The organism is Sphingomonas sp. P4_G2, from assembly GCF_056401155.1.
The window spans coordinates 779,446-803,462 of record NZ_JBFUJY010000002.1 but is presented as its reverse complement, the minus strand read 5'-3'; the positions used below and the strand labels follow the sequence as shown (position 1 = coordinate 803,462).

At 65.3% G+C, this 24,017-nt stretch carries 22 protein-coding genes; 12 read left to right on the top strand and 10 right to left on the bottom strand.

Features of this window, described 5'->3' with window-relative positions:
• Positions 1–64: 64 nt before the first annotated feature.
• Positions 65–1,309, top strand: coding sequence for a TIGR04063 family PEP-CTERM/XrtA system glycosyltransferase (locus tag AC1DRD_RS09230; protein WP_478041158.1), 1,245 nt, complete (start codon positions 65–67; stop codon positions 1,307–1,309).
• Complete coding sequence (locus tag AC1DRD_RS09225; RefSeq protein ID WP_478041157.1) at positions 1,279–2,283, top strand: hypothetical protein; 1,005 nt, start codon at positions 1,279–1,281, stop codon at positions 2,281–2,283. Before AC1DRD_RS09230 ends, AC1DRD_RS09225 begins: the two co-directional genes overlap by 31 nt.
• 145 nt (positions 2,284–2,428) lie before the next feature.
• Here AC1DRD_RS09225 and AC1DRD_RS09220 read toward each other — a convergent pair whose 3' ends face one another.
• Both AC1DRD_RS09220 and AC1DRD_RS09215 read right to left on the bottom strand, forming a co-directional pair.
• The gene (locus AC1DRD_RS09220) at positions 2,429–2,722 is read right to left on the bottom strand and encodes a hypothetical protein (protein ID WP_478041156.1); all 294 of its coding nucleotides are present in this window, start codon (positions 2,720–2,722) and stop codon (positions 2,429–2,431) included.
• Positions 2,719–2,901 carry a hypothetical protein gene (locus AC1DRD_RS09215; RefSeq protein WP_066820318.1) on the bottom strand — a complete coding sequence of 61 codons (183 nt, stop codon included), beginning with the start codon at positions 2,899–2,901 and terminating at the stop codon, positions 2,719–2,721. The genes AC1DRD_RS09220 and AC1DRD_RS09215 overlap by 4 nt, the downstream gene beginning before the upstream one ends.
• A gap of 100 nt (positions 2,902–3,001) precedes the next feature.
• On the opposite strand from AC1DRD_RS09215, the gene AC1DRD_RS09210 reads away from it, so the two are divergent.
• Positions 3,002–3,628 carry a S24 family peptidase gene (locus AC1DRD_RS09210; protein ID WP_478031427.1) on the top strand — a complete coding sequence of 209 codons (627 nt, stop codon included), beginning with the start codon at positions 3,002–3,004 and terminating at the stop codon, positions 3,626–3,628.
• Positions 3,629–4,436: 808 nt separating this feature from the next.
• Here the strand turns inward: AC1DRD_RS09210 and AC1DRD_RS09205 are convergent.
• On the bottom strand, positions 4,437–4,619 hold the full coding sequence (locus tag AC1DRD_RS09205) for a hypothetical protein (RefSeq protein WP_478041155.1): 183 nt from the start codon (positions 4,617–4,619) through the stop codon (positions 4,437–4,439).
• Positions 4,620–4,795: 176 nt separating this feature from the next.
• Here AC1DRD_RS09205 and AC1DRD_RS09200 point away from each other — a divergent pair, with 176 nt between their 5' ends.
• Together AC1DRD_RS09200 and AC1DRD_RS09195 are read left to right on the top strand one after the other, a co-directional pair.
• Positions 4,796–5,002, top strand: coding sequence for a hypothetical protein (locus tag AC1DRD_RS09200; protein WP_066820322.1), 207 nt, complete (start codon positions 4,796–4,798; stop codon positions 5,000–5,002).
• A 79-nt stretch (positions 5,003–5,081) separates the two neighbouring features.
• On the top strand, positions 5,082–6,857 hold the full coding sequence (locus tag AC1DRD_RS09195; protein WP_478041154.1) for an SLC13 family permease: 1,776 nt from the start codon (positions 5,082–5,084) through the stop codon (positions 6,855–6,857).
• A gap of 198 nt (positions 6,858–7,055) precedes the next feature.
• Here AC1DRD_RS09195 and AC1DRD_RS09190 read toward each other — a convergent pair whose 3' ends face one another.
• Complete coding sequence (locus tag AC1DRD_RS09190) at positions 7,056–8,480, bottom strand: aldehyde dehydrogenase family protein (RefSeq protein ID WP_478041153.1); 1,425 nt, start codon at positions 8,478–8,480, stop codon at positions 7,056–7,058.
• Between the two features lie 120 nt (positions 8,481–8,600).
• Here AC1DRD_RS09190 and AC1DRD_RS09185 point away from each other — a divergent pair, with 120 nt between their 5' ends.
• Entirely contained in the window at positions 8,601–9,575 is a 975-nt protein-coding gene (locus AC1DRD_RS09185) for a quinone oxidoreductase family protein (RefSeq protein WP_478041152.1), read from the top strand.
• Here AC1DRD_RS09185 and AC1DRD_RS09180 read toward each other — a convergent pair whose 3' ends face one another.
• Positions 9,576–10,358, bottom strand: a complete 783-nt coding sequence (locus tag AC1DRD_RS09180; RefSeq protein ID WP_478041151.1) for a hypothetical protein — start codon at positions 10,356–10,358, stop codon at positions 9,576–9,578.
• A gap of 218 nt (positions 10,359–10,576) precedes the next feature.
• Here AC1DRD_RS09180 and AC1DRD_RS09175 point away from each other — a divergent pair, with 218 nt between their 5' ends.
• From AC1DRD_RS09175 to AC1DRD_RS09165, 3 genes are all read left to right on the top strand, one after another.
• Complete coding sequence (locus tag AC1DRD_RS09175) at positions 10,577–10,960, top strand: BlaI/MecI/CopY family transcriptional regulator (RefSeq protein WP_478041150.1); 384 nt, start codon at positions 10,577–10,579, stop codon at positions 10,958–10,960.
• 2 nt (positions 10,961–10,962) lie between these two features.
• On the top strand, positions 10,963–12,585 hold the full coding sequence (locus AC1DRD_RS09170) for a M56 family metallopeptidase (RefSeq protein WP_478041149.1): 1,623 nt from the start codon (positions 10,963–10,965) through the stop codon (positions 12,583–12,585).
• A 161-nt stretch (positions 12,586–12,746) separates the two neighbouring features.
• Positions 12,747–14,837, top strand: a complete 2,091-nt coding sequence (locus AC1DRD_RS09165; protein WP_478041148.1) for a TonB-dependent receptor plug domain-containing protein — start codon at positions 12,747–12,749, stop codon at positions 14,835–14,837.
• 183 nt (positions 14,838–15,020) lie between these two features.
• Here the strand turns inward: AC1DRD_RS09165 and glnA are convergent, their stop codons facing one another.
• The 3 genes from glnA to AC1DRD_RS09150 all read right to left on the bottom strand — a co-directional run bounded on the left by glnA (position 15,021) and on the right by AC1DRD_RS09150 (position 17,562).
• The gene (gene glnA, locus AC1DRD_RS09160) at positions 15,021–16,433 is read right to left on the bottom strand and encodes a type I glutamate--ammonia ligase (RefSeq protein WP_478041147.1); all 1,413 of its coding nucleotides are present in this window, start codon (positions 16,431–16,433) and stop codon (positions 15,021–15,023) included.
• Between the two features lie 152 nt (positions 16,434–16,585).
• On the bottom strand, positions 16,586–16,924 hold the full coding sequence (locus AC1DRD_RS09155; RefSeq protein WP_478041146.1) for a P-II family nitrogen regulator: 339 nt from the start codon (positions 16,922–16,924) through the stop codon (positions 16,586–16,588).
• A gap of 131 nt (positions 16,925–17,055) precedes the next feature.
• The gene (locus tag AC1DRD_RS09150; RefSeq protein ID WP_478031444.1) at positions 17,056–17,562 is read right to left on the bottom strand and encodes a MarR family winged helix-turn-helix transcriptional regulator; all 507 of its coding nucleotides are present in this window, start codon (positions 17,560–17,562) and stop codon (positions 17,056–17,058) included.
• 83 nt (positions 17,563–17,645) lie between these two features.
• Here AC1DRD_RS09150 and AC1DRD_RS09145 point away from each other — a divergent pair, with 83 nt between their 5' ends.
• Positions 17,646–18,722, top strand: coding sequence for a S41 family peptidase (locus AC1DRD_RS09145; protein ID WP_478041145.1), 1,077 nt, complete (start codon positions 17,646–17,648; stop codon positions 18,720–18,722).
• On the opposite strand, the gene AC1DRD_RS09140 is transcribed toward AC1DRD_RS09145, so the two are convergent.
• Positions 18,719–19,564: an alpha/beta fold hydrolase gene (locus AC1DRD_RS09140; RefSeq protein WP_478041144.1), complete on the bottom strand. Its 846-nt coding sequence runs from the start codon at positions 19,562–19,564 to the stop codon at positions 18,719–18,721. The two genes, AC1DRD_RS09145 and AC1DRD_RS09140, sit on opposite strands and share 4 nt — an antisense overlap.
• Positions 19,565–19,683: 119 nt before the next feature.
• Between AC1DRD_RS09140 and AC1DRD_RS09135 the strand changes: the two genes are divergently transcribed.
• Positions 19,684–20,481: a helix-turn-helix domain-containing protein gene (locus AC1DRD_RS09135; RefSeq protein WP_478041143.1), complete on the top strand. Its 798-nt coding sequence runs from the start codon at positions 19,684–19,686 to the stop codon at positions 20,479–20,481.
• 90 nt (positions 20,482–20,571) lie between these two features.
• On the opposite strand, the gene AC1DRD_RS09130 is transcribed toward AC1DRD_RS09135, so the two are convergent.
• On the bottom strand, positions 20,572–22,743 hold the full coding sequence (locus AC1DRD_RS09130) for a PQQ-dependent dehydrogenase, methanol/ethanol family (RefSeq protein WP_478041142.1): 2,172 nt from the start codon (positions 22,741–22,743) through the stop codon (positions 20,572–20,574).
• A 110-nt stretch (positions 22,744–22,853) separates the two neighbouring features.
• Here AC1DRD_RS09130 and AC1DRD_RS09125 point away from each other — a divergent pair, with 110 nt between their 5' ends.
• Positions 22,854–24,017 (top strand): sterol desaturase family protein, encoded by a 1,164-nt coding sequence (locus AC1DRD_RS09125; protein WP_478041141.1) that lies wholly within the window; start codon positions 22,854–22,856, stop codon positions 24,015–24,017.

Here is a 24,017-nt window from a genome sequence, read left to right as displayed (position 1 = left end):
AGGATTGGTCCTACCGCCGCCGGGTTGACGTGCCGTTAAACAGTCGCGTGGCATGGAAAATGAGATGAATATCCTCCACGTCCTCGACCACGGCCTGCCGTTGCAGAGCGGCTACACCTTTCGCACCCGCGCCATCCTGAAAGCGCAGATCGCGCGTGGCTGGCACGTCGCCGCGGTGACGGGACCGCGCCACGGCGAGACCAAGGTCACTGCGGAGATGGTCGACGGACTCGATTTCTACCGTACCGAAGTCCCCGCGCCGGCGCGCAGTCCGATCCGCGAATGGCGCGAAATCGCCGCGCTCGCCGATCGCGTGACCGAGGTGGCGCGGATATTTCGCCCCGATGTGATCCACGCCCATTCGCCGGTACTCGACGCCGTGGCGGCATTGCGTGCCGGCAAAAGGCTAGGCGTGCCGGTGATGTACGAGATCCGCGCCTTCTGGGAGGATGCGGCGGTCGGCAACGGAACGGGCAGCGAGGGGTCGCTGCGCTATCGCGCGACGCGCTGGCTCGAGACGCGGGCAGTGCGTCAGGCCGATGCCGTCGCGGTGATCTGCGACGGGCTGAAGGACGATTTGATCGATCGCGGCATCGATCCGGCCAAGATCATGGTCTCGCCCAACGGCGTCGACCTGACCCTGTTCGGCGAACCGCTGCCGCGCGACGCGGCGCTGGCGGCAGAACTGGGCCTGGCGGCGGATGACGATGTGGTCGGCTTCATCGGCAGCTTCTATGATTATGAAGGGCTCGACGATCTGATCGCGGCGATGCCCGCGCTGGTGGCGAAGCGCCCGGCGGCGAAGCTGCTGCTGGTCGGCGGCGGGCCGATGGAACAGGCGCTGCGCGCCCAGGCTGCGGCGTCGCCGGTTGCCGGCGCGATCCGTTTCGTCGGGCGCGTTCCCCATAATGACGTCGAGCGCTATTATAGCCTGGTGGATGTGCTCGCTTATCCCCGCAAGAAGATGCGGTTGACCGACCTGGTCACCCCGCTCAAGCCGCTCGAGGCGATGGCGCAGCGGCGCCTCGTCGCCGCCTCGGATGTTGGCGGGCATCGCGAACTGATTCGCGACGGCGATACCGGCACCTTGTTCGCGCCCGATAGCCCCGCGGCGATCGCCGATGCGCTGGCCGGGATGTTCGCCGATCGCAGCGGCTGGGAAGCGCGGCGGACCCGGGCACGGGCGTTCGTCGAACGCGATCGTAACTGGTCGTCAAACATTTCGCGTTACGCCCCCGTTTACCAAAGAATTATCGAAGCTCGGAAAACGGACCTCAAATGGACGCCACCCGCGGTCGCCAGCGCCTGAATTTCTCCTCGCCCTTCGCCGCGATTCTGGGCGAGGGCGGGGCGATGCGGTTCGCCGTGCCGTTGGCGCCGGCAATCGCCATTGTGCTCGCCGCGCTCGGCGGACTGATGTTCCTGCTGATGCCGACTGCGGTGCTCGAGGATCTGGTGGTCGATAGCGGGATCGCCTCATTGGTCACCGCCGCCCAGCCGCCCCTCGGAATGACGGCGCATTTCGCCATCGCTTTCCTGGTCGCGCTCGTGGTCGGTAGTGTCAGCTGGTTCGGGCTGTTCCTGCTGATCGGCACGCGGGCGGTCGCAATCGGCGGTAATGCTCGCGAAGACGGCGTTCCCATCTTGCGCCGGGCCGACGCGCATCCCGACGCGCCGCCGCGCCGTCCGGTCTTCGCCAATCGCGACCTCGGCACGCCGTTCCTCGAAGTTACTGCCGAATCGTCGCTGCCGATGTCGGTCGCCGATGCCGTGGCGTACGCGCCGCCGGTAATCGAGGAACGTGACATCCCGGCAGATCTCGACACCCCGCTCGCCACCTATCGCAGTCCTCTGGATCCGCCGCTGCCCGCTCCCGATCCGCTGCCGCTCGGCCGGATCGACGAACCCGTCGCGGCACCCTCACCGATCCGCGCGGAAGCGCCCGCTCCGGAGCCAATCATCGCGGTCGATCCGCGCCCGGCCCGAATCGATCCAATATCACCCGCCATTGTTCCGCCCGCCGAAGATCCCGCGCCGCGTTTCGCGTCGCATGAGCGGATCGAGACGTTCGAGTTGACGCCGATGGTGCGCTCGTCGGAAACGTCGGTTCCATTGCCGTCGGCGACGATCCACGATCTGCTCGACCGGCTGGAACGCGGTGTTGCCAAGCGCAAGGAAGCGCCGGCGCCGGAACCCGAAGCCCCGCAAGTGGAAATTCCCGCCGCGGGATCGCTCGAGGAAACGCTCGGCGTGCTGCGCCAACTCGCTTCGCGGGTCGGCTAGAATTTGATCCAACAGAATTGAAATAGTCCCACCCCGGCGAAGGCCGGGGCCCTGTCGCGCTGATCGCTTGGCGGCGGGATGTCATCGCCACGTCATCGACACTGGGCCCCCGGCCTTCGCCGGGGTGGGCTTTTACGGGCCAGTCCTAGCTTTCCTCGACCAGCAAGAACTCGACAACCGCCGCCCCGTTGCTGCGCTCGACCAGATCGGCGCTCGCGACAAAATAGCCACGGACACCGAATTCCGCTTCGGGTAGGTCCGCCAGCCAGGTTTCGAACGCTTCGTCCTCGCCGGCATTGATCTCGACCGTCAGCCGCACGCCGCTGAATAGCGACGACGACCAATCCCGGCTGCGCACCAAAGATGCCGCCGCGTCGGGCATGCTTGCGGCAGCCGATTCGGTCACCGTCTTGATCAGATCGCGCTCGAGTCGGCTCACTGCGCGGCATCCTGCGCGGCGATGAAATCGACGATGCGCTGGGCGACCCGGCGCCTGGGTTCACGACCGTTGCGCAGATCACCGACCAGTCGGGGATCGTTGCAGGCCAGCCGGCCGAACCGCGTCGGCGGCATGTTCGACCGCCGCAAAAATTTCTCCACCTCGCGTCCGATATGCATTTGTCTGGCCTCTGTTTTCTGCTGCCGATTCGCTATAAGTTCATGATCTGTTCCAAATTCCAACTTGTCTAGGAAATTTCCTACGACTATGGTGGCAAACATGGTTGACGTGCGATCGACGCTGGCGGGATTGGCTGACGAGGCGGGGACCAGCCTTGCCTGGCTGTCGCGCGCGCTCGGGCGCAACGACGCTTATCTGCAGCAGTTCGTGAAGCGCGGAACGCCCCGGCGGCTCGATGAGGAGGATCGCCGCTGGCTCGCCGCTTATTTCAATGTGGACGAACGCGCATTGGGCGGGACCGCTGGCGGTGACGCGACGATGGTGGCGGTGCGGCGGATCGACGCGGAAGCGCATGCTGGCGCCGGCGGGCTGGTCGAGGATGACCGCAATGGCGGGGAGGAACGGATCGATCCACGCGTGGTGGCGCGGCTTGGCGTGTCGCCCGCGACGCTGACGATGATCACCGCGCATGGCGATTCGATGGAGCCGCTGATCCATGACGGCGACGCGTTGTTCGTCGACATGGCCGATCGCCGTTTGTCGTCGCGCCCCGGCATCTTCGTCATCCGGCTCGACGGTGCGCTGCTGGTGAAGCGGGTCTCCCGGATCGGCTTGGAGGTTCAGGTGACCAGCGACAATCCCGACACACCTGCCATTGCGCCGGTCCGCGCCGATCGCGTGGCGGTCATTGGCCGCGTCGTGCGGCTGGCGCGCGCTCTTCGATAGGGAGTGTTAGCTCAAACTGCTTTGCAAAGCGGACCCCGAATTGATGGCCAGCGGATTGTCCACCTTTGTGGTTCGACGTCATGGATTGCTACCTGACGACTAGCGTGCGGCGCGATCTTCGCGGAAGCTTTTACTTCAGCGTCATCATTTAGCAAAAACAGTTCCATATCGGCTAGTTAATCATCTCGACGAGCCCCGCAATCATGGGCATCAGCCGACATCTAACGATCGGAGACTCGCATTGTTGATAGCCCATTCAGTTTTGCTCGCGATCTTTGCCATTGGCCTGCCGGTATCCGGGGATCAGGTTGTATATAAATATGATGCGCTGGGAAGGCTCTCGCACGCGTGTACAGCTTCGGCGAGCCAGGGCGAACGTACCGACTATCAATTCGATGCCGCCAGCAATCGGACAAACTATCTTCACATCCAGACGGCATTGACGATCCAAGCCGGGTCTAGCGTAGCTTCACCCGACGGTAGATTTCATCTTACCATGCAGACGGACGGCAACCTCGTGCACTACGGCCCTACTGGCGCCTTATGGGGATCGAACACGGTCGGGAGCGGAGCGTCGGTCGCTTCGTTCCAGCCCGATGGTAATCTCGTCCTGTACCGCTCTGACGGCGTGCCGGTATGGTCTACTGGAACCAGCGCATATTTGTGCGCAAACATGTCGATTCAAAACGATGGCAATGTCGTGATCGTAAACATGGAAGGAGTTCCAGTCTGGGCGACTAATACAGGCGGGCACTAAGGCGCGGCGCCATAATGCCTTCACCGCAAAAATAGACTCCTCAGCGGTTTGCTAGCGCCGCCGGTCGATCAGGAAGATGATCGTCGCGGCGATCGCGCCGCCGGCGCCGCCGAGCAGCACGCCCAATGTCGTCTGGCCATAGAGCACGCCGGCGATGGCGCCGCCGATCAGCCCGAGCGCGAGCAGGCATCCGCCGGCGGCGGGAGCGGTCGATTGCGGCGGATTCGGTCTCATGTCCGCTGCCTGCCATGTTCCAGGATCGGACGCTAGTGTCCCGGCATGGCACGCGTGGGGCAGTGACTAACGCCATGGTGCACGGCGATTTACCACTACGTTCCGCCGGTTTCCGTCGATCACCTCGGAGTGGCACGGCCCTTGTAACGATCGGGTGCTGCCAGTCGGAGTATCGCATGCACCTCTACCTCGCCGATCGCTCATCCGTGGACGCCGCGCAGGAGCTGATGGCAACCTTTGGCGATGATGCCGGGTTCGAGGCGGCCGCGCGCGCGGACAAGAGCCGCGACCTTGGCAATCACGTCAATTTCTGTCGCTGGCGCCAGATCGAGCGGCTGATCGTGCTGATGTCGCAGGGTCGCGCCGTGGGTACCGTCCACTAATCGAAATCAGGCGGTTTTAGCGGGAGATTGTTTCGGGCTCGTTGGTTTCTGCTTGCAGGACGCCACCGAACGAGGCCGGATGACCACGCCCCAATATCTGTCGATCGCCCTGCTCGTTGCAATGATGGCGATGTTCGTCTGGGGCCGCTTCCGTTACGATATCACCGCGATGCTGGCGCTGCTCGCGGGGCTCGCGCTCGGCATTGTCAAACCCAAGGAAGCGTTCACCGGCTTTTCCGACGACATCGTGATCATCGTCGGATCCGCGCTGGTGATTTCGGCCGCGGTGCAGCGATCGGGCATGGTCGAGCGCGCGCTGGCGCTGATCGCCGGCCGTGTCACTCGAATCCGGACACAGTTGTTCGTGCTGACCGCCTCGGTCGGCGTGACGTCGGCGCTGGTCAAGAATGTCGGCGCATTGGCGATGCTGATGCCGGCGGCGTTCCAGATGGCGAAGAAGAACAAGGCGTCGCCGTCGGTCTTCCTGATGCCGATGTCGTTCGCCTCTTTGCTTGGCGGGCTGATGACGCTGGTCGGCACCTCGCCCAACATCATCGTCAGCCGGGTGCGGCAGGACATGGTCGGTCAGCCGTTCCGCATGTTTGACTATTTCCCGACCGGCTTTGGCCTCTTGGTGGTCGGCCTGATCTTTCTGCGTTTCGGCTATCGCTTGCTGCCGCGCGACCGGCGCGGGGTACCGACCATGGGCGAGGCGCTCGACATCAAGGACTATGTCACCGAGGTGACGATCGCCGAGGGCTCGCCGGCGATCGACGAGACGGTCGACCAGTTCACCGATCGCCATGATGGCGACGTCACCGTCACCAGCGTGATGCGCGCGGGCATGCGCAGCCAGCCGCGCCCCTGGATGACCTTGCGCGACGGCGACACGCTGATCCTGGGCGGCGAGCCCGACGTGCTCGAACGCGTGATTGCCACCAACAAATTCGCACTGGCCGGCTCCGAACGCGACGTGCCCGGGGATCGCAAGGACGACGAGATCGGGGTGATCGAGGCGGTGATCGCGACCAACTCGCCATTGATCGGCCGCACCGCCAGCCGGATGCAATTGCAGCGGCGGCTCGGCATCAACCTGATCGCGGTGTCGCGCGAAGGCGAACGGCTGACGCATCGGCTGGGCGGCACCGTGTTGCGCGCCGGCGACGTCGTCGTGCTGCAGGGGCCGCTCAGCCTGCTGCCCGAACGCCTGGCGGAACTCGGCGCGCTGCCGCTGGCCGAGCGCGCGCTCCGGCTCGGCAATTCGGGCAGGGGGGTGTTGCCGGTGGCGATCCTGGCGGTGGCGATGATCGCGACGGCGACCGGGTACGTGCCGGTAGCGGTCGCCTTCTTCGCCGCTGCGGCGTTGATCCTGGCGATCGGCGCGCTGCCGCTGGCCGAGGCCTATGCCAGCGTCGAATGGCCGATCCTGATCATGCTCGGCGCGCTAATCCCGGTCAGCGACACGCTGCGCACGACGGGGGCGTCGCAGATCATGGCCACCTGGCTCGCGCATGTTGCCGCCAGCCTGCCGCCCTGGGGCGCGGTCGCGCTAATCCTGGTCGCGGCGATGGCGGTGACGCCGTTCCTCAACAATGCCGCGACGGTGTTGGTGATGGCGCCGATCGCCGCGGTGTTCGCGCACGATCTCGGCTATCGGCCGGAAGCCTTCTTGATCGCCACCGCGATGGGCGCGGGATGCGATTTCCTCACCCCGATCGGCCACCAGTGCAACACATTGGTGTTCGGTCCCGGCGGCTACAAATTCGGCGATTATGCCCGGCTGGGCGCGCCGCTGTCGCTGCTGGTGGTGCTGTTCGGCACGCCGCTGATCCTGATGGTCTGGCCGCTGCATTGAGCGGGAAGGGGAAAGCCCCTCCCTGCAAGGGAGGGGTTGGGGGTGGGTGCGCGCGTCTGCGCGCCCACAAAGACTCACTAGCCGCTCAGCAAAACAGCGTTGGTCGAGGCATCGAGCCTCGCCCAACGCTCAACCCACCCCTTGATCCCCTCCCTGCAAGCGAGGAGGGGAGATTTTAGCGGATGCCCGCCGCAATTCTCAGGCCGGTTCGCCGACGATCGTCTTCAATTCCATGAAGTCGGCAATGCCGTATTTGCCGCCCTCGCGGCCATTGCCGGATTGCTTGTAGCCGCCAAATGGCGTGCCGCCGCCGCCCGCCCAGGCGTTGATCGTCACCAGTCCGGCGCGCAGTTTCGGCGCGACCTTGGCGGCCTCGGCGGGGTCGCCGGAGATCGTCGCCGATAGGCCGTAAACGGTATCGTTGGCCATTTCGATCGCCTCGTCGGCGTCGCTATATTTGGTGATCGTCGCGACCGGCCCGAACGTTTCCTCGCGATAGATGCGCATGTCGGGGGTGACGTCGGTGAGCAGCGTCGGCTTGACGAAGAAGCCGGCATTGCGGCCATCGGTGCGTCCGGTGCCGCCGGTGACGAGCGTCGCGCCTTCGTCGATCGCCGACTGGATCAGCCCCTGGATCTTCTCATATTGCGCCTTGTTGACCACCGGGCCGATATGCGCGCCCATCGTCGAGGCTTCGGCGACCTGGGTCGCTTCCATGATCCCCTTCACCACATTGGTGGCGTCGGCGACCTGGCTTTCGTGGACCAGCAGGCGGGTGGGGGCGATGCAGCTTTGCCCGCTATTCGCCAGCACGCCGGCGATCGTCGGCGGCAGCACTTCGGGCAGATTGGCGCCCTTGAGCACCAGGTTCGGCGCTTTGCCGCCCAGTTCCTGGTGGACGCGCTTGACCGTCGGGGCGGCGGCCTGCGCCACCGCGATGCCGGCGCGAGTCGATCCGGTGAAGCTCACCATGTCGACATCCTTGTGGCTCGAAATCGCCGCGCCGACGCCGGGGCCATCACCATTGACCAGGTTGAACACGCCCGCCGGCACCCCTGCCTTGTCGAGAATCTCGGCCAGGATCACGGCGTTACCCGGTGCTTCTTCCGACGGCTTGAGCACCATCGTATCGCCGGCCGCCAGAGCAGGCGCGACCTTGGCGCAGATCTGGTTGAGCGGCCAGTTCCACGGCGTGATCATGCCGACCACGCCGACGGGCTCGTGGACGACGCGGTTCTTGCCGATGCGCTCCTCGAACTTGAATTCCTTGAGCGCAGCCAGCGTGCCGATGAAATAGCCCAGACCGGCCGGCGCCTGCGCCATCTGCGCGAAGCCGATCGGCGCGCCCATTTCCTCGCTGGTCGCCGCCGCCAGATCTGGGATGCGCGCTTTATATTCCTCGATGATCCGCTCGAGCAGTGCGATGCGCTCGTCGACGCTGGTCTGCGAATAGCTCTTGAACGCTTTCTTGGCCGCCGCGACCGCCTTGTCGACATCGGCCGCGGTGCCGAGCGTGATCTCGCTGACCGGTTGCTCGGTCGACGGGTCGATTACTTCGTGGCGGGCGCCACCTTCGCTATCGACCCATTGACCGTCGATATAATGCTTCAGGTAGCTCTTCATCCTCGCCTCCACTTTTCAAATATCGGGTATGGTTGGCGCCTAGATGGCGCGCGGCGAGGTAGGTTGCAACCCGAAACGAGACTCCCCAGTTGAGGGCTCGTCGCAACGGGAGAACGGGACATGGCGCGCGTCGCACGGATCGAGCAGCATGGTGGGCCAGAGGTGATCCAATGGGTCGATGTCGACCTGCCCGATCCCGGTCCCGGCGAGGTACGGATCCGCTCGACCGCGGTCGGGCTCAACTTCATCGAAGTCTATCAGCGCACCGGCCTTTATCAGCTCAAGCTGCCAAGCGGGCTCGGCACCGAGAGCGTCGGTGTGGTGGAGGCGCTGGGCGAGGGCGTTACCGATATCGAAGTCGGCGACCGCGTCGGCACGTTTGGGCCGACCGTCGGCAGCTATGCCACGCACCGAAACCTGCTCGCCGAAAACCTGATCAAATTGCCCGACAGTGTCGATGACCGCACCGCCGCGGCGATCCTGCTCAAGGGCGGCACCACCGAATTCCTGATCGAGCGCTGCGCCAAGGTGCAGTCCGGCTGGACCGTGCTGGTCCATGCCGCAGCGGGCGGGGTCGGGCATCTCGCGGTCGGCTGGCTCAAGGCGATCGGCGCGACCGTGATCGGCACCGTCGGATCAGCCGACAAGGCGGAGCGCGCGCGCCGCGCCGGCGCCGATCATGTCATCCAGTATCGCGAACATGACATCGCCGAGAGCGTGCGCGAGATCACCGGCGGTGACGGCGTGGAGGTTGTGCTCGACGGCGTCGGCGCGGCGACCTGGGAAGCGTCGCTCAAATCGACGAAGCGGCGCGGGCTGATCGTCAGCTACGGTAATGCCAGCGGCCCGGTGACCGGCGTCGCGCTCGGCCAGCTCAATACGAACGGGTCGCTGTTCGTCACCCGGCCGACGATGTTCCATTATTATGCGACCAAGCCGGAGCGCGACGCAGGGTTCACGCGCGTGTTCGAGATGCTGGCCAAGGGCGCGATCAACCCGGAGATCGGCCAGACCTTCGCGCTCGAGGATGCGGCCGAGGCGCATCGCCAGCTCGAAGCCGGCAAGACCGAGGGCGCGTCGGTGCTGCTGCCCTGATCACTGCTCGGGAAGCTGCGGCCCGCTTTCGCCCTTGTCGGCCTTGGCCGGCCGCAGCGTGAAGTCGATCCGGATCTTGACCCATGCGCCGACCAGCACCTTGCCGCCGCGGCGCGGGGGACGGACGAGGAATTGCCACGCCGCCTCGCGCATCGCGCGGCCGAGCCCCGATCCGACCGGCGATTCGCCCAGCGAGCGGCAATTGTCGACATGGAATTGCGGCATCGTCTGGCACGCGATCAATGCCCAGCTATTCGGCGGCGCCCCCTTCGGCAGATAGCCGTTGAGCTGCGCATCGGTCGGCTCGCGATACCATTCGGCATTGTATAGCGGCTGGCCGCCCGGGCCCTCGCCGGGTCCGTAAGCGAGCTTGCTGTCGGTGCCCGTCTCCGCGCCGTCGTCGCTGCTCGCGCTCGATTTCAATTTGCTGATGTCGCTGGCGCCGAGCGTGATCGGCAACACGCCGGGGAGTGCTGCGGGCGGCGTCGGAAGCTTGGACGGCGTGACGACGGGCGGCATTGGCGGGATCGGCGTCGTCGCTCCGGAAGCGGGCTTGGCCGCGGCATGGGCCTTGGTGCGATGTTCGGGCGCAGTTGCCGCTTCTTTCTTTGAGGGCGACAAACTGAAACTCGTCGCGCGTCGCGGTTCGGGCTTGGGTGCCGGCGTCAGATGCGGGCCGAACAACAGCAGCACCAGGATCAATAATGCTTCGACGACAAGCGCCAGCACGAACGAGACGGTGCGGCGGCGGTCGGGCAAAGCGAAGGGCAGGGACAGCCGCATTGGCGAGCCGCCTAGGAGCGCAAGTCTCCCGCGGCAACGGCTGATCGCTCGGTTCGTCGCATTCCGGGGTGCAGATCGGGTAATAGCGACCTGCGCTCGGTGGTAGGCTGACGGGAAAATGCAGGTGCATGGCGCCAGCGAGCGGTTTCCCCGTGATTTTTCCGCTTGCAGTCGCGCTACAAATGTAGCACGCTACAAATGTAGCCAAGAGGTGAGTCATGCTTCCGCAACTGCCCCCGCGCGAACGTCAGATCGTCGACCTGCTCTATCAAGGCGGGTCGCGCACCGTGTCGGAGATCTGCAGCGCGCTGCCCGATCCGCTGACCGGCTCGGCCGTTCGCGCGATGCTCAAGCGGCTCGAGGATAAGGGGTTCGTGCGCCGCGAGGACAGCGATCGCGGCTATATCTATTCGCCGACCGTCTCCGACAATCAGGCGCGGCGAACCGCGCTCAGCCAGATCGTGCGGACCTTCTTCAAGGGATCGCCGGTCAGCGCGGCGAGTGCCCTGGTCGGCATGGCGGAGGACCTCGACACGAGCGAACTCGACGAGCTCGAAGCGGCGATCGCCCGCGCTCGTAAGGCACGAGAGGGCGGGAAATGACGATGACCTTGCTCCTCCTCGCGCTGAAGTCCCTGCTCGTAGCGGCGGTCACGCTGGGCTTGCTGCGAATGACCCGCGCGCGGTCGGCCGCCGAGCGTTCGACCATTGCCCATCTCGGCCTGTTCGCGCTCGTCGCCTTGCCGCTCGCCAGCCTCGCGCTGCCGGCGCTGAACCTCCCGTTGCCCGCGCCGATGGCGCAGATCGCCGCGGTTGATCCGGTTGAGCAGACGGCAACGCCGCTCCCCTCACGCGATAAGGCGGCTCCGATAGCCGCCGTTGCGTCGCCAGCCGTGCCCGCCGAGTCCCCATGGGTCAGCGCTCTATCCGGCGCGGCGCGATACGCCTTCCTTCTCCCCACGCTCGTGCTGCTGGCACTGACACTCGCCGCATTGCTCCGGCTCGTCGGCTTACGCGCCCGCGCCGAGGTGCTGGTCGACCCGGTCTGGCTGAGCGCGCTGGCGCGTGCGCAGCGGCGCATGGGGTTCAAGAACGGCACCGCCTTGCTGGCGAGCGACGAACTCGGCTCGCCGGTCAGCTGGGGCCTGATGCGTCCCGTCATCCTGCTCAACGACGCAGCGGTGCTCGCACCCGAACAGGCCGAGGCGATCATCGCGCACGAACTGGCGCACGTCGTCCATTTCGATTGGGCGAAGCTGATCCTGGCGCGGGTCGCCACCGCGGCATTCTGGTTCAACCCGCTGGCCTGGGTGTTGGCGCGCGAGGCGCACCAATTGCGCGAGGAAGCGGCCGACGACGCCGTGCTCGGGGCGAACATCGCCGGGCCCGATTATGCCGAATTGCTGATCGGCGTCGCGCGCCATCAATGCCGCGGCACCTTGCTCGGCGCGCATGGTGTCGCGCCGTCGAAAAGCTCGCTCGGCCGTCGCGTCCGGCGCGTACTCGACCAGAGCCCGGCGCGCGGGCCGTCCGGGCGTTCCTGGGTGGCGGGTTTCGCGACCGGCATGTTGAGCATGGCGGTGCCGCTCGCCGCGATAACCTTTGTGCCGTCGCATACGGCACTCGCCACGATGCAGGCGCCGGCTGCCGGGAAACGCCCGGCCTCGGGCGTCTCGACTGCCGAGTCGCCGCAGGTCGCGACAAGCGACGGTGCGGCGCGCCTCACGCCCGTCGTCGCCGCTCCGAATGCCGCCGGCTCACCATCGGCGACGATGCCGGCGGCGCCCGCAGCAGGGCAGGGTCAAGAAGCCCAAACGTCGCGCCCATCGGACGACGGCGATGACGCCGACAATATGCGCGTACTCGGTATCAGCGTCGATTATCAGCGTGCGATGGCGCAGGCCGGATTTCCCAATCTGTCGAGCGACGATCTGGCGGAAGCGCGTGCCGGCGGCGTGTCCCCGCAATATGCCCGCGATATGCGGGCGACCGGCATGCGCCTCAGCCTGGATGACGTAATCGAAGCGCGCAACATGGGCCTCAGCGCGGCCTATATCGCGGCGATGCGCGGGTTCGGGATCAAGGGTGGCCTCGACGATTACCAGGGCATGCGGTCGGTCGGCGTCACCGCGGATTTCGTCCGCAAGCTCAGATCGCGGGGTATCAAAACCACCGACCCCGATGAATTGACCTCGCTCCGAGCTGCGGGTTCCGCCGGCGATCCCTAAGGTCTGACGGCAATCGCCGTTCCCTAAGCAACATCAAGTAACGCCCAAGGGCGACCGACCACTCACGACTCCGCCCTCCCATTCGCCCGCACCGTGCGGCGCGGACCGATGGCGCGCGTCCAAAGCGCGTCGCCCGGCCGAGACACATCAAGGAGTAGATCATGCCCGCTCACCTGCAGCGCGCCGTTGGGCTTCTGGCGCTGGCGACCGGCCTGTGCGCCCCGACCGCCGCTTTCGCCGGCCAGGACACGCCTTCCGCATCGGCCGGCGCCGACGCCGCGCCCAAGGACGCCAACGTCTTCACGCCCGACTTCTTCGCGCGCTTCGCCCCGCAGACCGCCTATGACATGCTGTCGCAAGTGCCGGGCTTCACCATCCGCGCCGCCGACGATACGCGCGGGCTGGGCCAGGCGTCGGAGAACGTGCTGATCAATGGCCAGCGCGTGACCGACAAATCGGGCGGCGCGGCGGCGCAATTGCAACGGATATCGGCCAGCGAAGTGCTGCGCATCGAGGTCAGGGAAGCTGCCTCGTTCGGCATCGCCGGCCTGACCGGCCAGGTCGCGAACGTCATCCTCAAGACCAATCGCAAGGGCAGCGGCAATTTCAGCTGGAGCCCGCAAGTGCGCGCGCATTATGCCGAGCCGCGCTGGTTCGCCGGGGCGATCAGCTATAACGGCTCGACCGGTGGCCTGGATTATACGGTGTCGCTCGAAAACAAGCCGTCTCGCGGCGCACTGGGCGGCAACGACTATCGCGTGCTGTCGCCGACCGGCACCTTGCTCGAACGCCGCGACCAGGTGAATTGGTCGAGCAATGACGACGCCAAGCTGTCCGCGATCCTCAAATATACCGGCAAAGGCGGGATCCTGGCCAATCTGACGATGGACTATGATCCCTATTGGCAGCGGGGCGCCAATGATCAGCGCCGCATCCGCACCGACGGCAATGACAATATGTGGATCAGCCTCAATCACACCTGGGGCTTCCGCTACGACGTGAACGGCGACATCTCGGTGCCGCTGGGCGGCGGCCGGCTCAAGATCATCGGCCTGCGCCATTTCGAGCACGCGCCCTTCCTCCTCGACCAACGCACCGATTATGACAGCGGAGCGCCCAGCGACGGCATTCGCTATGGCCAGGATGCCAAAACCAGCGAAACCGTGGGGCGGCTGGAATATCATTGGAAGGGCGGGCCGAACGACTGGACGATCTCGCTCGAGCGCGCCGACAACAGGTTCGAACAGCTCAGCACGCTCGCTAATCTCCGGCCCGATGGCAGCTATCTTTCGATTCCCTATCCGCAAGGCAGCGGCATCGTCGCCGAGACGCGCTATGAAGCGCTGGCGACGCTGAGCCGGCCGCTGTCGCCCAATCTCGATCTGCAGGTGGCCGGCGGTGCCGAATATTCCGAGCTCGGCGAACGCGGCAGCGGCGAAAAGCCGCGGCGTTTCTTCCGGCCGAAAGGGAGCCTGTTGCTGGCATGGCGGCCGGCGCGCGGCTGGGATGCCAGTCTCAAGCTCGAGCGCAGGGTCGGCCAGATCAGCTTTTCGGATTTCCTCGCCAACCAGGACGTCACCAACAATCGCGGTAACGACGCCAACCCCAATCTCGTCCCGCCGCAAAGTTGGGAAGCGACCGCGGAAGTCGCGCGCACGTTCGGCCGCTGGGGCAAGACGCGGTTGAAGCTCTATCATCTCCGGATCGAGGACATCGTCGATCATATCCCGGTCGGGGTCGACGGCGACGCGGTGGGCAATCTGCCTCGCGCGACGCGCACGGGCATCGAGAGCATCAGCACGATCCAGTTCGATCCGATCGGTTGGAAAGGGGCGAAGCTCGACGCCGATATCGGAATCGAACGTGCCCGCGTCCGCGACCCGCTGACGGGCTTGCCGCGCGTGATCAGCAATACGCATGATCGCTGGGCCCAGCTGACCTTGCGGCACGACGTGCCCGGCACCCAATTCGCCTGGGGCGGTGGCCTGTCGTTCGACCATTACAGCCCGGTTTATTATCTCGACGAGGTCAACCAGCAATGGGAAGGGCCGTATGTCAGCGCCTTTGTCGAGTTGAAGAATATACGCGGGATGAAGGTCAATTTCGAGGTGTTCAACCTCAATGACGGCCATGTCCGCTATTGGCGCGACGTCTATTCCGGCCGTCGCAACGTGGCGCCGCTGGCGTTCCTGGAGCGCCAGCACCAGCGGGTCGGGCCGATCTTTACGCTGACGATTAGTGGGACGTTTTGACGGTCATCCGCGTCGACTCGGCGAGGCAGCTGAAGTGTTGGGAAAAAGGGCGCCAGGATTGCTCCTGGCGCCCTTCTTTGTTGGTCCCGCCGCGGCAAAGCCGCGTCGTCGGTCCTCGCGAGCGAGGCCGGCCGACAGCGCATATGCAAGCTGGGCTCGCACCAGCGCGGTCGTGGCCGCGCTTTACGCGCTGTAGTACATATCGAACTCGACCGGGCTCGGGGTCATCTCGAACCGCGCGACATCGGCACGCTTGATTTCGATATAGGCCTCGATCTGGTCCTTCGAGAACACGTCGCCCTTGAGCAGGAAGTCCATATCGGCTTCCAGGCTGTCGAGCGCTTCGCGCAGCGACCCGCATACGGTCGGCACTTCGGCCAGCTCGGCCGGGGGCAGGTCGTACAGGTTCTTGTCCATCGCATCGCCCGGGTGGAGCTTGTTCTGGATGCCGTCGAGGCCGGCCATGAACAGCGCCGCATAAGCGAGATAGGGATTGGCCATCGCGTCGGGGAAACGGACCTCGACGCGCTTGGCCTTGGCGCCCGTGCCGTACGGGATGCGGCACGACGCCGAGCGGTTGCGCGACGAATAGGCCAGCAGCACCGGCGCTTCGTAGCCCGGCACCAGCCGCTTGTAGCTGTTGGTGGTCGGGTTGGTGAATGCGTTGAGCGCCTTGGCGTGCTTGATGATGCCGCCGATGAAATACAGGCACATGTCGGAGAGGCCGGCATAGCCGTTACCGGCGAACAGCGGCTCCTTGCCGTTCCAGATCGACAAATGGGTGTGCATGCCCGAGCCGTTATCTTCCTTGATCGGCTTGGGCATGAAGGTCGCCGACTTGCCATAAGCATGGGCCACCTGGTGCACGACATACTTGTAGATCTGCATGCGATCGGCAGTGGTGGTCAGCGTGCCGAAGGTCAGGCCGAGCTCGTGCTGCGACGCGGCCACTTCGTGGTGGTGCTTATCGCAGGGCAAGCCCATCTCGATCATGGTCGAGACCATTTCGCCACGGATATCGACCGCGGAGTCGACCGGCGCGACGGGGAAGTAGCCGCCCTTGGCGCGCGGACGGTGGCCGAGATTGCCGCCCTCATATTCGCGGCCCGTATTGGTCGGCAGCTCGATATCGTCGATCTTGTAGTAAGACGTCGCATAGCTCGTTTCGAACTGCACGTTGTCGAACATGAAGAACTCGGCCTCGGGGCCGACATAGACGGTGTCGCCGATGCCCGTGGTCTTGAGATAGGCTTCGGCGCGCTTGGCGGTCGAACGCGGGTCGCGCGCATAGAGCTCGCCGGTCGACGGCTCGACGATGTCGCAGACCAGGATCAACATCGGCGTCGCCGAGAACGGATCGACATAGATCGCGTCGAGATCCGGCTTCAGGATCATGTCCGACTCGTTGATCGCCTTCCAGCCTTCGATCGACGAGCCGTCGAACATGAAGCCGTCGGTCAGCTCGTCCTCGCCGACCACCGACGAGACCATGGTCAAATGCTGCCACTTGCCCTTCGGGTCGGTGAAGCGGAGGTCGACCCACTCGATCTCCTCGTCCTTGATCTTCTTCAGAACGTCACTGGCTGTCGTCGCCATAACCCCAGACCCTTTCTCTTTCAGTCGTAAATCCGGCGAACCGGAGAATCATGTTGCTCGTGCGTGCGCCCTGCTGTCACATTATGTTGCAGTGCGTCAAATGCCGTAGTTGCCCAACTTGGGCGTCGGTCGTCTTTTTTCAGGTCGCTGCCCTAGATTGCTGCTTCGTCGCGCTCGCCGGTGCGGATGCGCAGCACGGTTTCGACCGGCATGACGAAGATCTTGCCGTCGCCGATACGGCCGGTCTGCGCGGCTTGCGCGATCGCCTCGACCACGCGTTCGGCCATCGAGTCCTCGACCACCACTTCGAGCTTCACCTTGGGCAGGAAGTCGACGACATATTCGGCGCCGCGATAGAGTTCGGTATGGCCCTTCTGGCGGCCAAAGCCCTTGGCCTCGGTCACGGTGATGCCGCTGACACCGACTTCGTGCAACGCCTCCTTCACCTCGTCCAGCTTGAACGGCTTGATGATCGCTTCGATCTTCTTCACGCGGAATTGTCCCCCGTCTCTTGCCCTATGGGTTGATTGCACATCAGCCTTACATAAAGCGTGCCAGAACTCGCGCGCGAAGAGCGTGGGCCGAGCGGGAGCCGGTATCGGCTCTAGCAAATGCCTCGAAATTAGGCAGCCCTGTTTCGACTGCCCGTTGGCGCGGCACGACGGCTGCGCACCGAGGCCAGTCGATCGGCGAACGGCCTGGCTTCCAGCGCGGCATTGGCGCGGTTGATCACCTCCACCAGCACGCCCCCAGTTTCGGTATCGAGCGCCGCGGTGGCGGCGCGCGCGGCATGCCAATGGTCCTCCAGCCGGGGGAGCAGCGCAGTGCCCGCGCGGGTGAGCGCGACGATCCTCTGGCGGGCATCCTCCTCGCCGCGCGTCACCGCGACCAGGCCGGCGGCGGCCATTTGCGATACTGTCTGGCTGACCGCCGAATGCGATACGCCGAGCCGGTCGGCCAGCGCGCGAATGCCCTGTGGCCCGTCGGCAACGAGCGCGCGGACAACCGGCGTATAGCGCGGGCGGAAATCGATCCCATCCTCGCGATATGCCTGTTCCAGCGCGCCGTCGAGATGATCGATCAGCCGGCGAAGCGCGGTGCCGAAACTGGCGGCAGTGTGCGTGGTCATACCCCACTTATTAGCCACTTTACTCCTGTCGAGCAAAATGTATAAGCGCTTACGCTTACAAATGTAGTCGGAGGGGTTGAGGGATGGATCGGCGCATATTCTTGGGACTATCGGCGGCCGCGATCGCGACGATCACCGGTGGCAACGCGATCGCCATGGACGGGCCAGCCGCGGCCGCCGGCGACCCCGCTCTCGCACTCGCCGACCTTCTCGAGACCGGCTATGTCATCCCCGAGATTGGCAAGCGCTACGCCGCGATGCTGCGGCAAAAGGCGGCGGCCGGTGCCTATAAGCAGATCGCCGACCCCGCCGAACTCGGCCAGCGGCTGACCGCCGATTTGTTGGCGGTGTCGCCCGACCGCCATCTGCGCGTCGTGCCCGCGACGATGCTCGGTCCCAATGATCGGCCGCAACCGCGACCGGCGGACGGGGCCAAACCCCAGCCTCCCGCCGCGCCACCTCGTGCGCCGGCGGGCCCGCGGCCGCCCCGCCGCGCGCCGATCGAGGATGCCGGCTGGATAGCGAAAGACGTCGCTTATATCCGCTTCACCGAATTTCCCGACGACCCCGACATCGCCGCGGCGAGCGACCGCTTCATGCGCGAGCATGCCGCGGCCAAGGCGGTGATCGTGGATTGCCGTTACAATGGCGGCGGCGGCGTCGCGCAGATGAATGCGATTCTGCCCTATCTCTTCGCCAAGCCGGCGGTGCTGGTGCAGATGGAAATGGTCGAGTCGATCGCCAAGGCGCGCGGCAATCCCTTCGCCGAAGATGCCTTCATGCGCCCCGCGAGCGGTGCGGCGCCGGGGATCGTCCGCACCGAACATTATGTCGTGCCCAAGACGGGCGAGACCCGGCTGTTCGGTGCGAAGGTCTTCTATCTGACCTCGGCTCGCACAGCGTCCGCCGCCGAACATCTCGCTCTCGCCTTCAAGCATACCGGCCGCGCGACGCTGATCGGCGAGACGACGGCAGGTGCCAATCATTTCGGCGGATTCGAGCCGATCGGCGGCGGGCTGGCAGTGTTCCTGCCGGTCGGCCGGACGATCGATCCGGCGACCGGCAAGGATTGGGAAGGGACGGGGATCGTCCCCGACGTCGCGGTGGCGCCGACGCTCGCGCTTCAGGAAGCACTCAGGCGCGCCGGCGCGATCGCTTAACCGCGAACGAAGCGGGCGATGTCGGCGACGAGCTGCTCGCCGCGCGTCAGTGGCAAGGCATGCGAGGCACCCTCATAGACCAGCAACTCGCTGCCCGGGATCATCGCGTGCGCCAGCTCGGCGCTCCTCTCCAGCGGGCAGCTTTGGTCGGCGCTGCCATGGATGATCAGGGTCGGGCAGGTGAACGCCGCCATATCGGCGCGGACGTCGGCGTTGATGTTGGTGCGGGTATGCTCGATCGCCGCGTGCAAGGTCGCGCGCAGCACCAAGCCGGTGCCCCAGGCGATCAGGTGCGGCGACACCTGCTCGGGCGCGAAGAACGGCTCGGCCATCGTCGCGACATAAGCGGGGCGGTCGGCCATCATCATGGTGACTTGTGCTGCAAGCGGCCCGGTGCGGCTGGCCGGATCGGGGAACAGACCTGGCGCGGTGCCGGCAACGAGGATGGCGCCGGCCACCCGCTCCGCGCCATAGCGCGACAGATAGCGCGCGACCTGACAGGCGCCCATCGAATGCGCGACCAACGTCACCCGGTCGAGCCCGAGCCGCTCGATCACCGTGGCGAGATCGTCGGCCAGGCCGTCCAGGTCGTGCCCGGTAGCGGCGGGCGAGGACCGGCCGCAGCCGCGCTGGTCATAAGCGACGCAGCGATGCCCCTGACGGACCAGGTCGGCGGTCTGGCGCTCCCAGAATTCGGTGTTCATTGCCCAGCCGTGGACGAACAATAGCGTTGGGCCATTACCCATATCCTCATAGTAAAGCTGCTCGCCGTCGGGAGTGGGGATCAGGCCGCGGCTCGGGCGGAGCGTCTGGCGGGGAGCGAGGTCGGCGATCGCGTACATGGCTGTTCTCCTTGGGGGTGGTGCCGCCATGATGCGGATTGCTGCAGCCGAACCAATTACCTGACAGGTAATGGCGCGTCGGCGCGGGGCGGCTAGGATGGCCGCCGAAAGGATGGCTCATGGTGCAGATGTCGGGTGAGGTGGGAGCAATGCTGCGCGACTGGCGTGCGCGCCGGCGGGTGAGCCAACTCGACCTCGCGCTCGATGCCGATGTCTCGCCTCGCCATTTGAGCTTCGTCGAAACCGGGCGCGCGCGACCCAGCCGCGAGTTGCTGTTGCGCCTGTCCGAACAGCTCGATGTGCCGCGCCGGGAGCAGAATGCCTTGCTACTGGCCGCCGGCTTTGCGCCCGCTTTCCCCGAACGCGATCTCGCCGATCCCGCGCTCGATGTGGTGCGCGCGGCGCTCGAAACGGTGCTGTCCGCGCACGAGCCGTTCCCCGCGCTGATCGTCGACAGGCACATGACGATGATCTCGGCCAATCGCGCGCTGGCGCCGTTGATCGAGGGCGTCGATTCCGCTTTGCTCGAACCGCCGGTCAACGTGTTGCGCCTGACGCTTCATCCCGACGGCGTGTCGAAGAACATCGTCAACCTCGCCGAATGGCGCGGCTTCCTGCTGCGGCAACTCGACCGCGAAATCGCGCAGAGCGGCGACGCCACACTGATCGCGTTGCGCGAGGAAATGGAGCTTTATCCCAAAGGGCCGGCGTCGGACGTCCGGCCGCGCGACTTCGCCGGGGTGGCGGTGCCGTTCCGGTTTCAGCGCGGCGATCGCATCCTATCCTTCTACAGCGCGCGGACGGTGTTCGGATCGCCGATCGACCTGACGCTGGATGATCTCGCGTTGGAAACCTTCTTGCCCGCCGACGCCCAGACGGCGGAGGCGATGCGGGAACTTTGCCCGCCAGCACCCTAACCGTCACCCCAGCGAAAGCTGGGGTCTCTAGCGATGACGCGATGCGGCTTGAGATCCCAGCTTTCGCTGGGATGACGATGGTGGTGCGAGCTATTTACCCGTGCCTTCCACCCCCTGCGGCAAATTCTTCTTCGCCCAATTCGCCTCGTCGATCACATAGAGCCGGATCAGTTGCGCCTGCTCCGGACTCATCACCTTGGCGAAGCTGACCATGCCCTGCTTGGCCAGTGCACCGTCGATCAGGATCGACTTCCATGTATCGGCATCGGCCAGCACAGCCGAGCGCTGAAGGTCAGGGAGGACGCCGCCGCCGCCCGCGCTCGCGCCGTGGCAGACCTGGCAATAGCGGCCGAACAATTGCTGGCCCTGGGCGATCTGGCCGGGTGTCGCCGTCGACGGCGGCGGGTTGAATGGCGCCGTCGCAGGTGGGACGAGCGAGGGGAGCTTCGCCGTACCGCCCAGCTTGAACACCAGCAGGCGCGGCAGATTGGGGACATTCTTCGCCGCGCCGATCGCATAGCCGATCGACAGCGGCAGCGCGCCGCCGCGTCCGGTCAGCACCGCGATATATTGCTGTCCCTTGACCGTGAACGTCGCCGCGCCCGCCATGATCCCCGATTGCGTCGGATAGGCCCAGAGCTGCTTGCCGCTATCGGCGGCATAAGCCCGGAACTCGCCGAGCGCGGTGCCTTGGAACACCAGATTGCCGGCGGTGGTCATCGTACCGCCATTCCAGGGCGTCGGGTAATCGACTCGCCAGCGTTCCTTGTTGGCGACCGGATCCCAGGCGACCAGCGCGCCGGTTGCGCCCGCTGTGATCGCGCCGATCATCTTGGCGTCGTGCGGGTACATCCCCGCCGCCATATTGGTACCGACGTTGAAGCCGATCGGCTCGCGCGCGCCGCCCGCGGCATCGGGCGGAATATAGGCGAGCCCGACCTGTTCCTGCGCGGGGACGTAGACCAGCCCTGCCTTGGGATTGAAGCTCATCGGCTGCCAATTATGCGCGGCCAGTGCCGACGGCACCGCGAGGAACGGCTTGCCGGTCTTGTAGAAGCGCGCGTCGGGATTCTCGTTGGGTCGACCGGTCTTGAGGTCGTAGCTGTCGGCCCAATTGACCGTCTTGATGAACGTGCCGGCGTTGATCAGTTTGCCGTTGGTGCGGTCGACGACGAAGAAGAAGCCGTTCTTGGGCGCCTGCATCAGCACCTTGCGCTGCTGCCCGCCCATATTCAGGTCGGCAAGGATGATCGGTTGGGTGGCGGTGAAGTCCCAGCTTTCGGCCGGCGTCTCCTGATAATGCCAGAGATATTCGCCGGTATCGGGCTTGAGCGCGACGATCGACGACAGGAACAGATTGTCGCCCTGGCCCTCCGACCGCAGCCCATGGTTCCAGGGCGAGCCGTTGCCGACGCCGAGATAGAGCTGGTCGAGTTCGGCATCGTAGACGATCGAATCCCACACCGTCCCGCCGCCGCCCGATTGCTTCCACTGGCCGTTCGCCGACCAGGTCGCATTCGCTGCCTTGGACAGGATCGCGTCAGACACTTCGCCATCGGCGCCGAGATTGGCATTGGGTACGGTATAGAAGCGCCAGCGCTTGGCGCCGGTATCGGCGTCATAGGCGGTGACATAGCCGCGCACGCCGAACTCAGCGCCGCCATTGCCGATGATCACCATGCCCTTCACCACGCGCGGCACGCCGGTGATCGTATAGGGTTTGGCATTGTCGGTGGTCTGGACGCTCCACAGCGGCTTGCCGGTCGGCGCATCGATCGCGATCAGCCTGCCGTCGATTGTGCCGAGATAGAGCTTGCCTTTCCACGCCGCGACGCCGCGATTGACCACGTCGCAACACGCCTGGACGCCCTTGGTCTTGTCGACGCCGGGATCGTATTCCCAGAGCTTCTTGCCGGAGAGGGCGTCGTACGCGAACAGCTTCGACCACGGGCCGGTGACGTAGATCGTGCCGTCGATCACCACCGGCGTCGATTCCTGGCCGCGCGCGTCGGGCAGGTCGGCAAACCAGGACAGGCCGAGCGTTCCGACATTGCCGGCGTTGATCTGGGTCAGCGGGCTATAGCGCTGCTCGTTGTAATTGAACCCGGTCATCGCCCAGTCTGCGCCCGAGCCACCACTGGTGAGATAGGCGGAGTCGATCTTCGCGGCACCGACCGCGCCCGACGGCGCCGGCGAATTGTCGCTCGACGATCCGCACCCGGCCAGCAGGGCCGCGCTCAGCAACGCGATATAGGTCCGCATGTCGTTACCTCTCCGCCATACTCTTTCTTCGAAGAGTCGCGGGCAGTCGATAGCGCGGCGGGGGGCTGCGTGGTAGAGGGTGCTTAACCGTATCGGGATAGGGGACACCGATGGCCAATCCACTCGACCATTTGCGCGATGAGCTCGAAGCGCCCGTCGCGATCCGCAATTTCGGCAGCGGCTGGTATTCGGGCTTTTTCGCGCTCGTCCTGGCGATCGCCGGCTTCGGGCTGGTGGTGGCGCTGCGCTGGCCGGGCTGGTTCGCGACGCCCGAATTGCAGGCGGTCGAGAAGACTTTGTGGTTCCGCCCGGTCGTCCATGCCGTACTGATCTCCAGCTACGCGCTGGCATTGCTCAGCCTGATGCTGCGGACGAAGAAGGCGATCGGCTTTGCCGCACTCGCGATCGGCATTGCCGCGGCCTTGCTCGGCGGCGCAAATGTCTCGCCGCGCGAGACGCACGATTGGGGCATCTTCTTCGGGGTCGATTTCTTCGTCGTCAATCTGATCGTCGCCGGGTTGATGTTCGCCCCGATCGAGCGGTTCTGGCCGCACAACCGCGACCAGCGCCTGTTTCGCACCGAATGGCGCGAGGATCTATTCTATTATCTGCTGAGCTCGATGCTCGTGCAGATATTCACCTATCTCGCGCTGGCGCCGTCGAGCATCATCAACGCCAATACCGTGTCGCTCGCCGGCATCCGCGCGGCGATCGGCGGACAGCCCTGGGTCCTGCAATTCGTCGAGGCGATGCTGCTGACCGATTTCGTGCAATATTGGTTCCACCGCGCCTTTCACCGCGTGCCGTTCCTGTGGGGATTCCACGCGGTCCATCATTCGGCCAAGGCGATGGACTGGCTGGCCGGCGCGCGGATGCATTTCGTCGAGATCATCCTGCTGCGCAGCGTGACCTCGTTACCGCTCCTGACCTTCGGCTTTCTGCCCTCGGTGATGCAGGCCTATGTCGCCCTGGTGTATATCTATTCGGGGCTGGTCCACGCCAATCTGAAGGGCGATTTCGACCGCTTCGGCCATTTCATGGTGACGCCGCGCTTCCACCATTGGCATCACGGGCTCGAGGCGGAAGCCGTGGACGTCAATTTCGCGATCCACTTTCCGTTATGGGACAAATTGTTCGGCACGTTCCACTTGCCGGCGGGGCGCTGGCCGCAGGGCTACGGTATCCCGGAGAAGATGCCGAACGGCTATCTGAAGCAACTCGCTTATCCGTTCGTGCGCAGCCAGAAAGCGATCGACGCGGCGAAGGCGGAATAG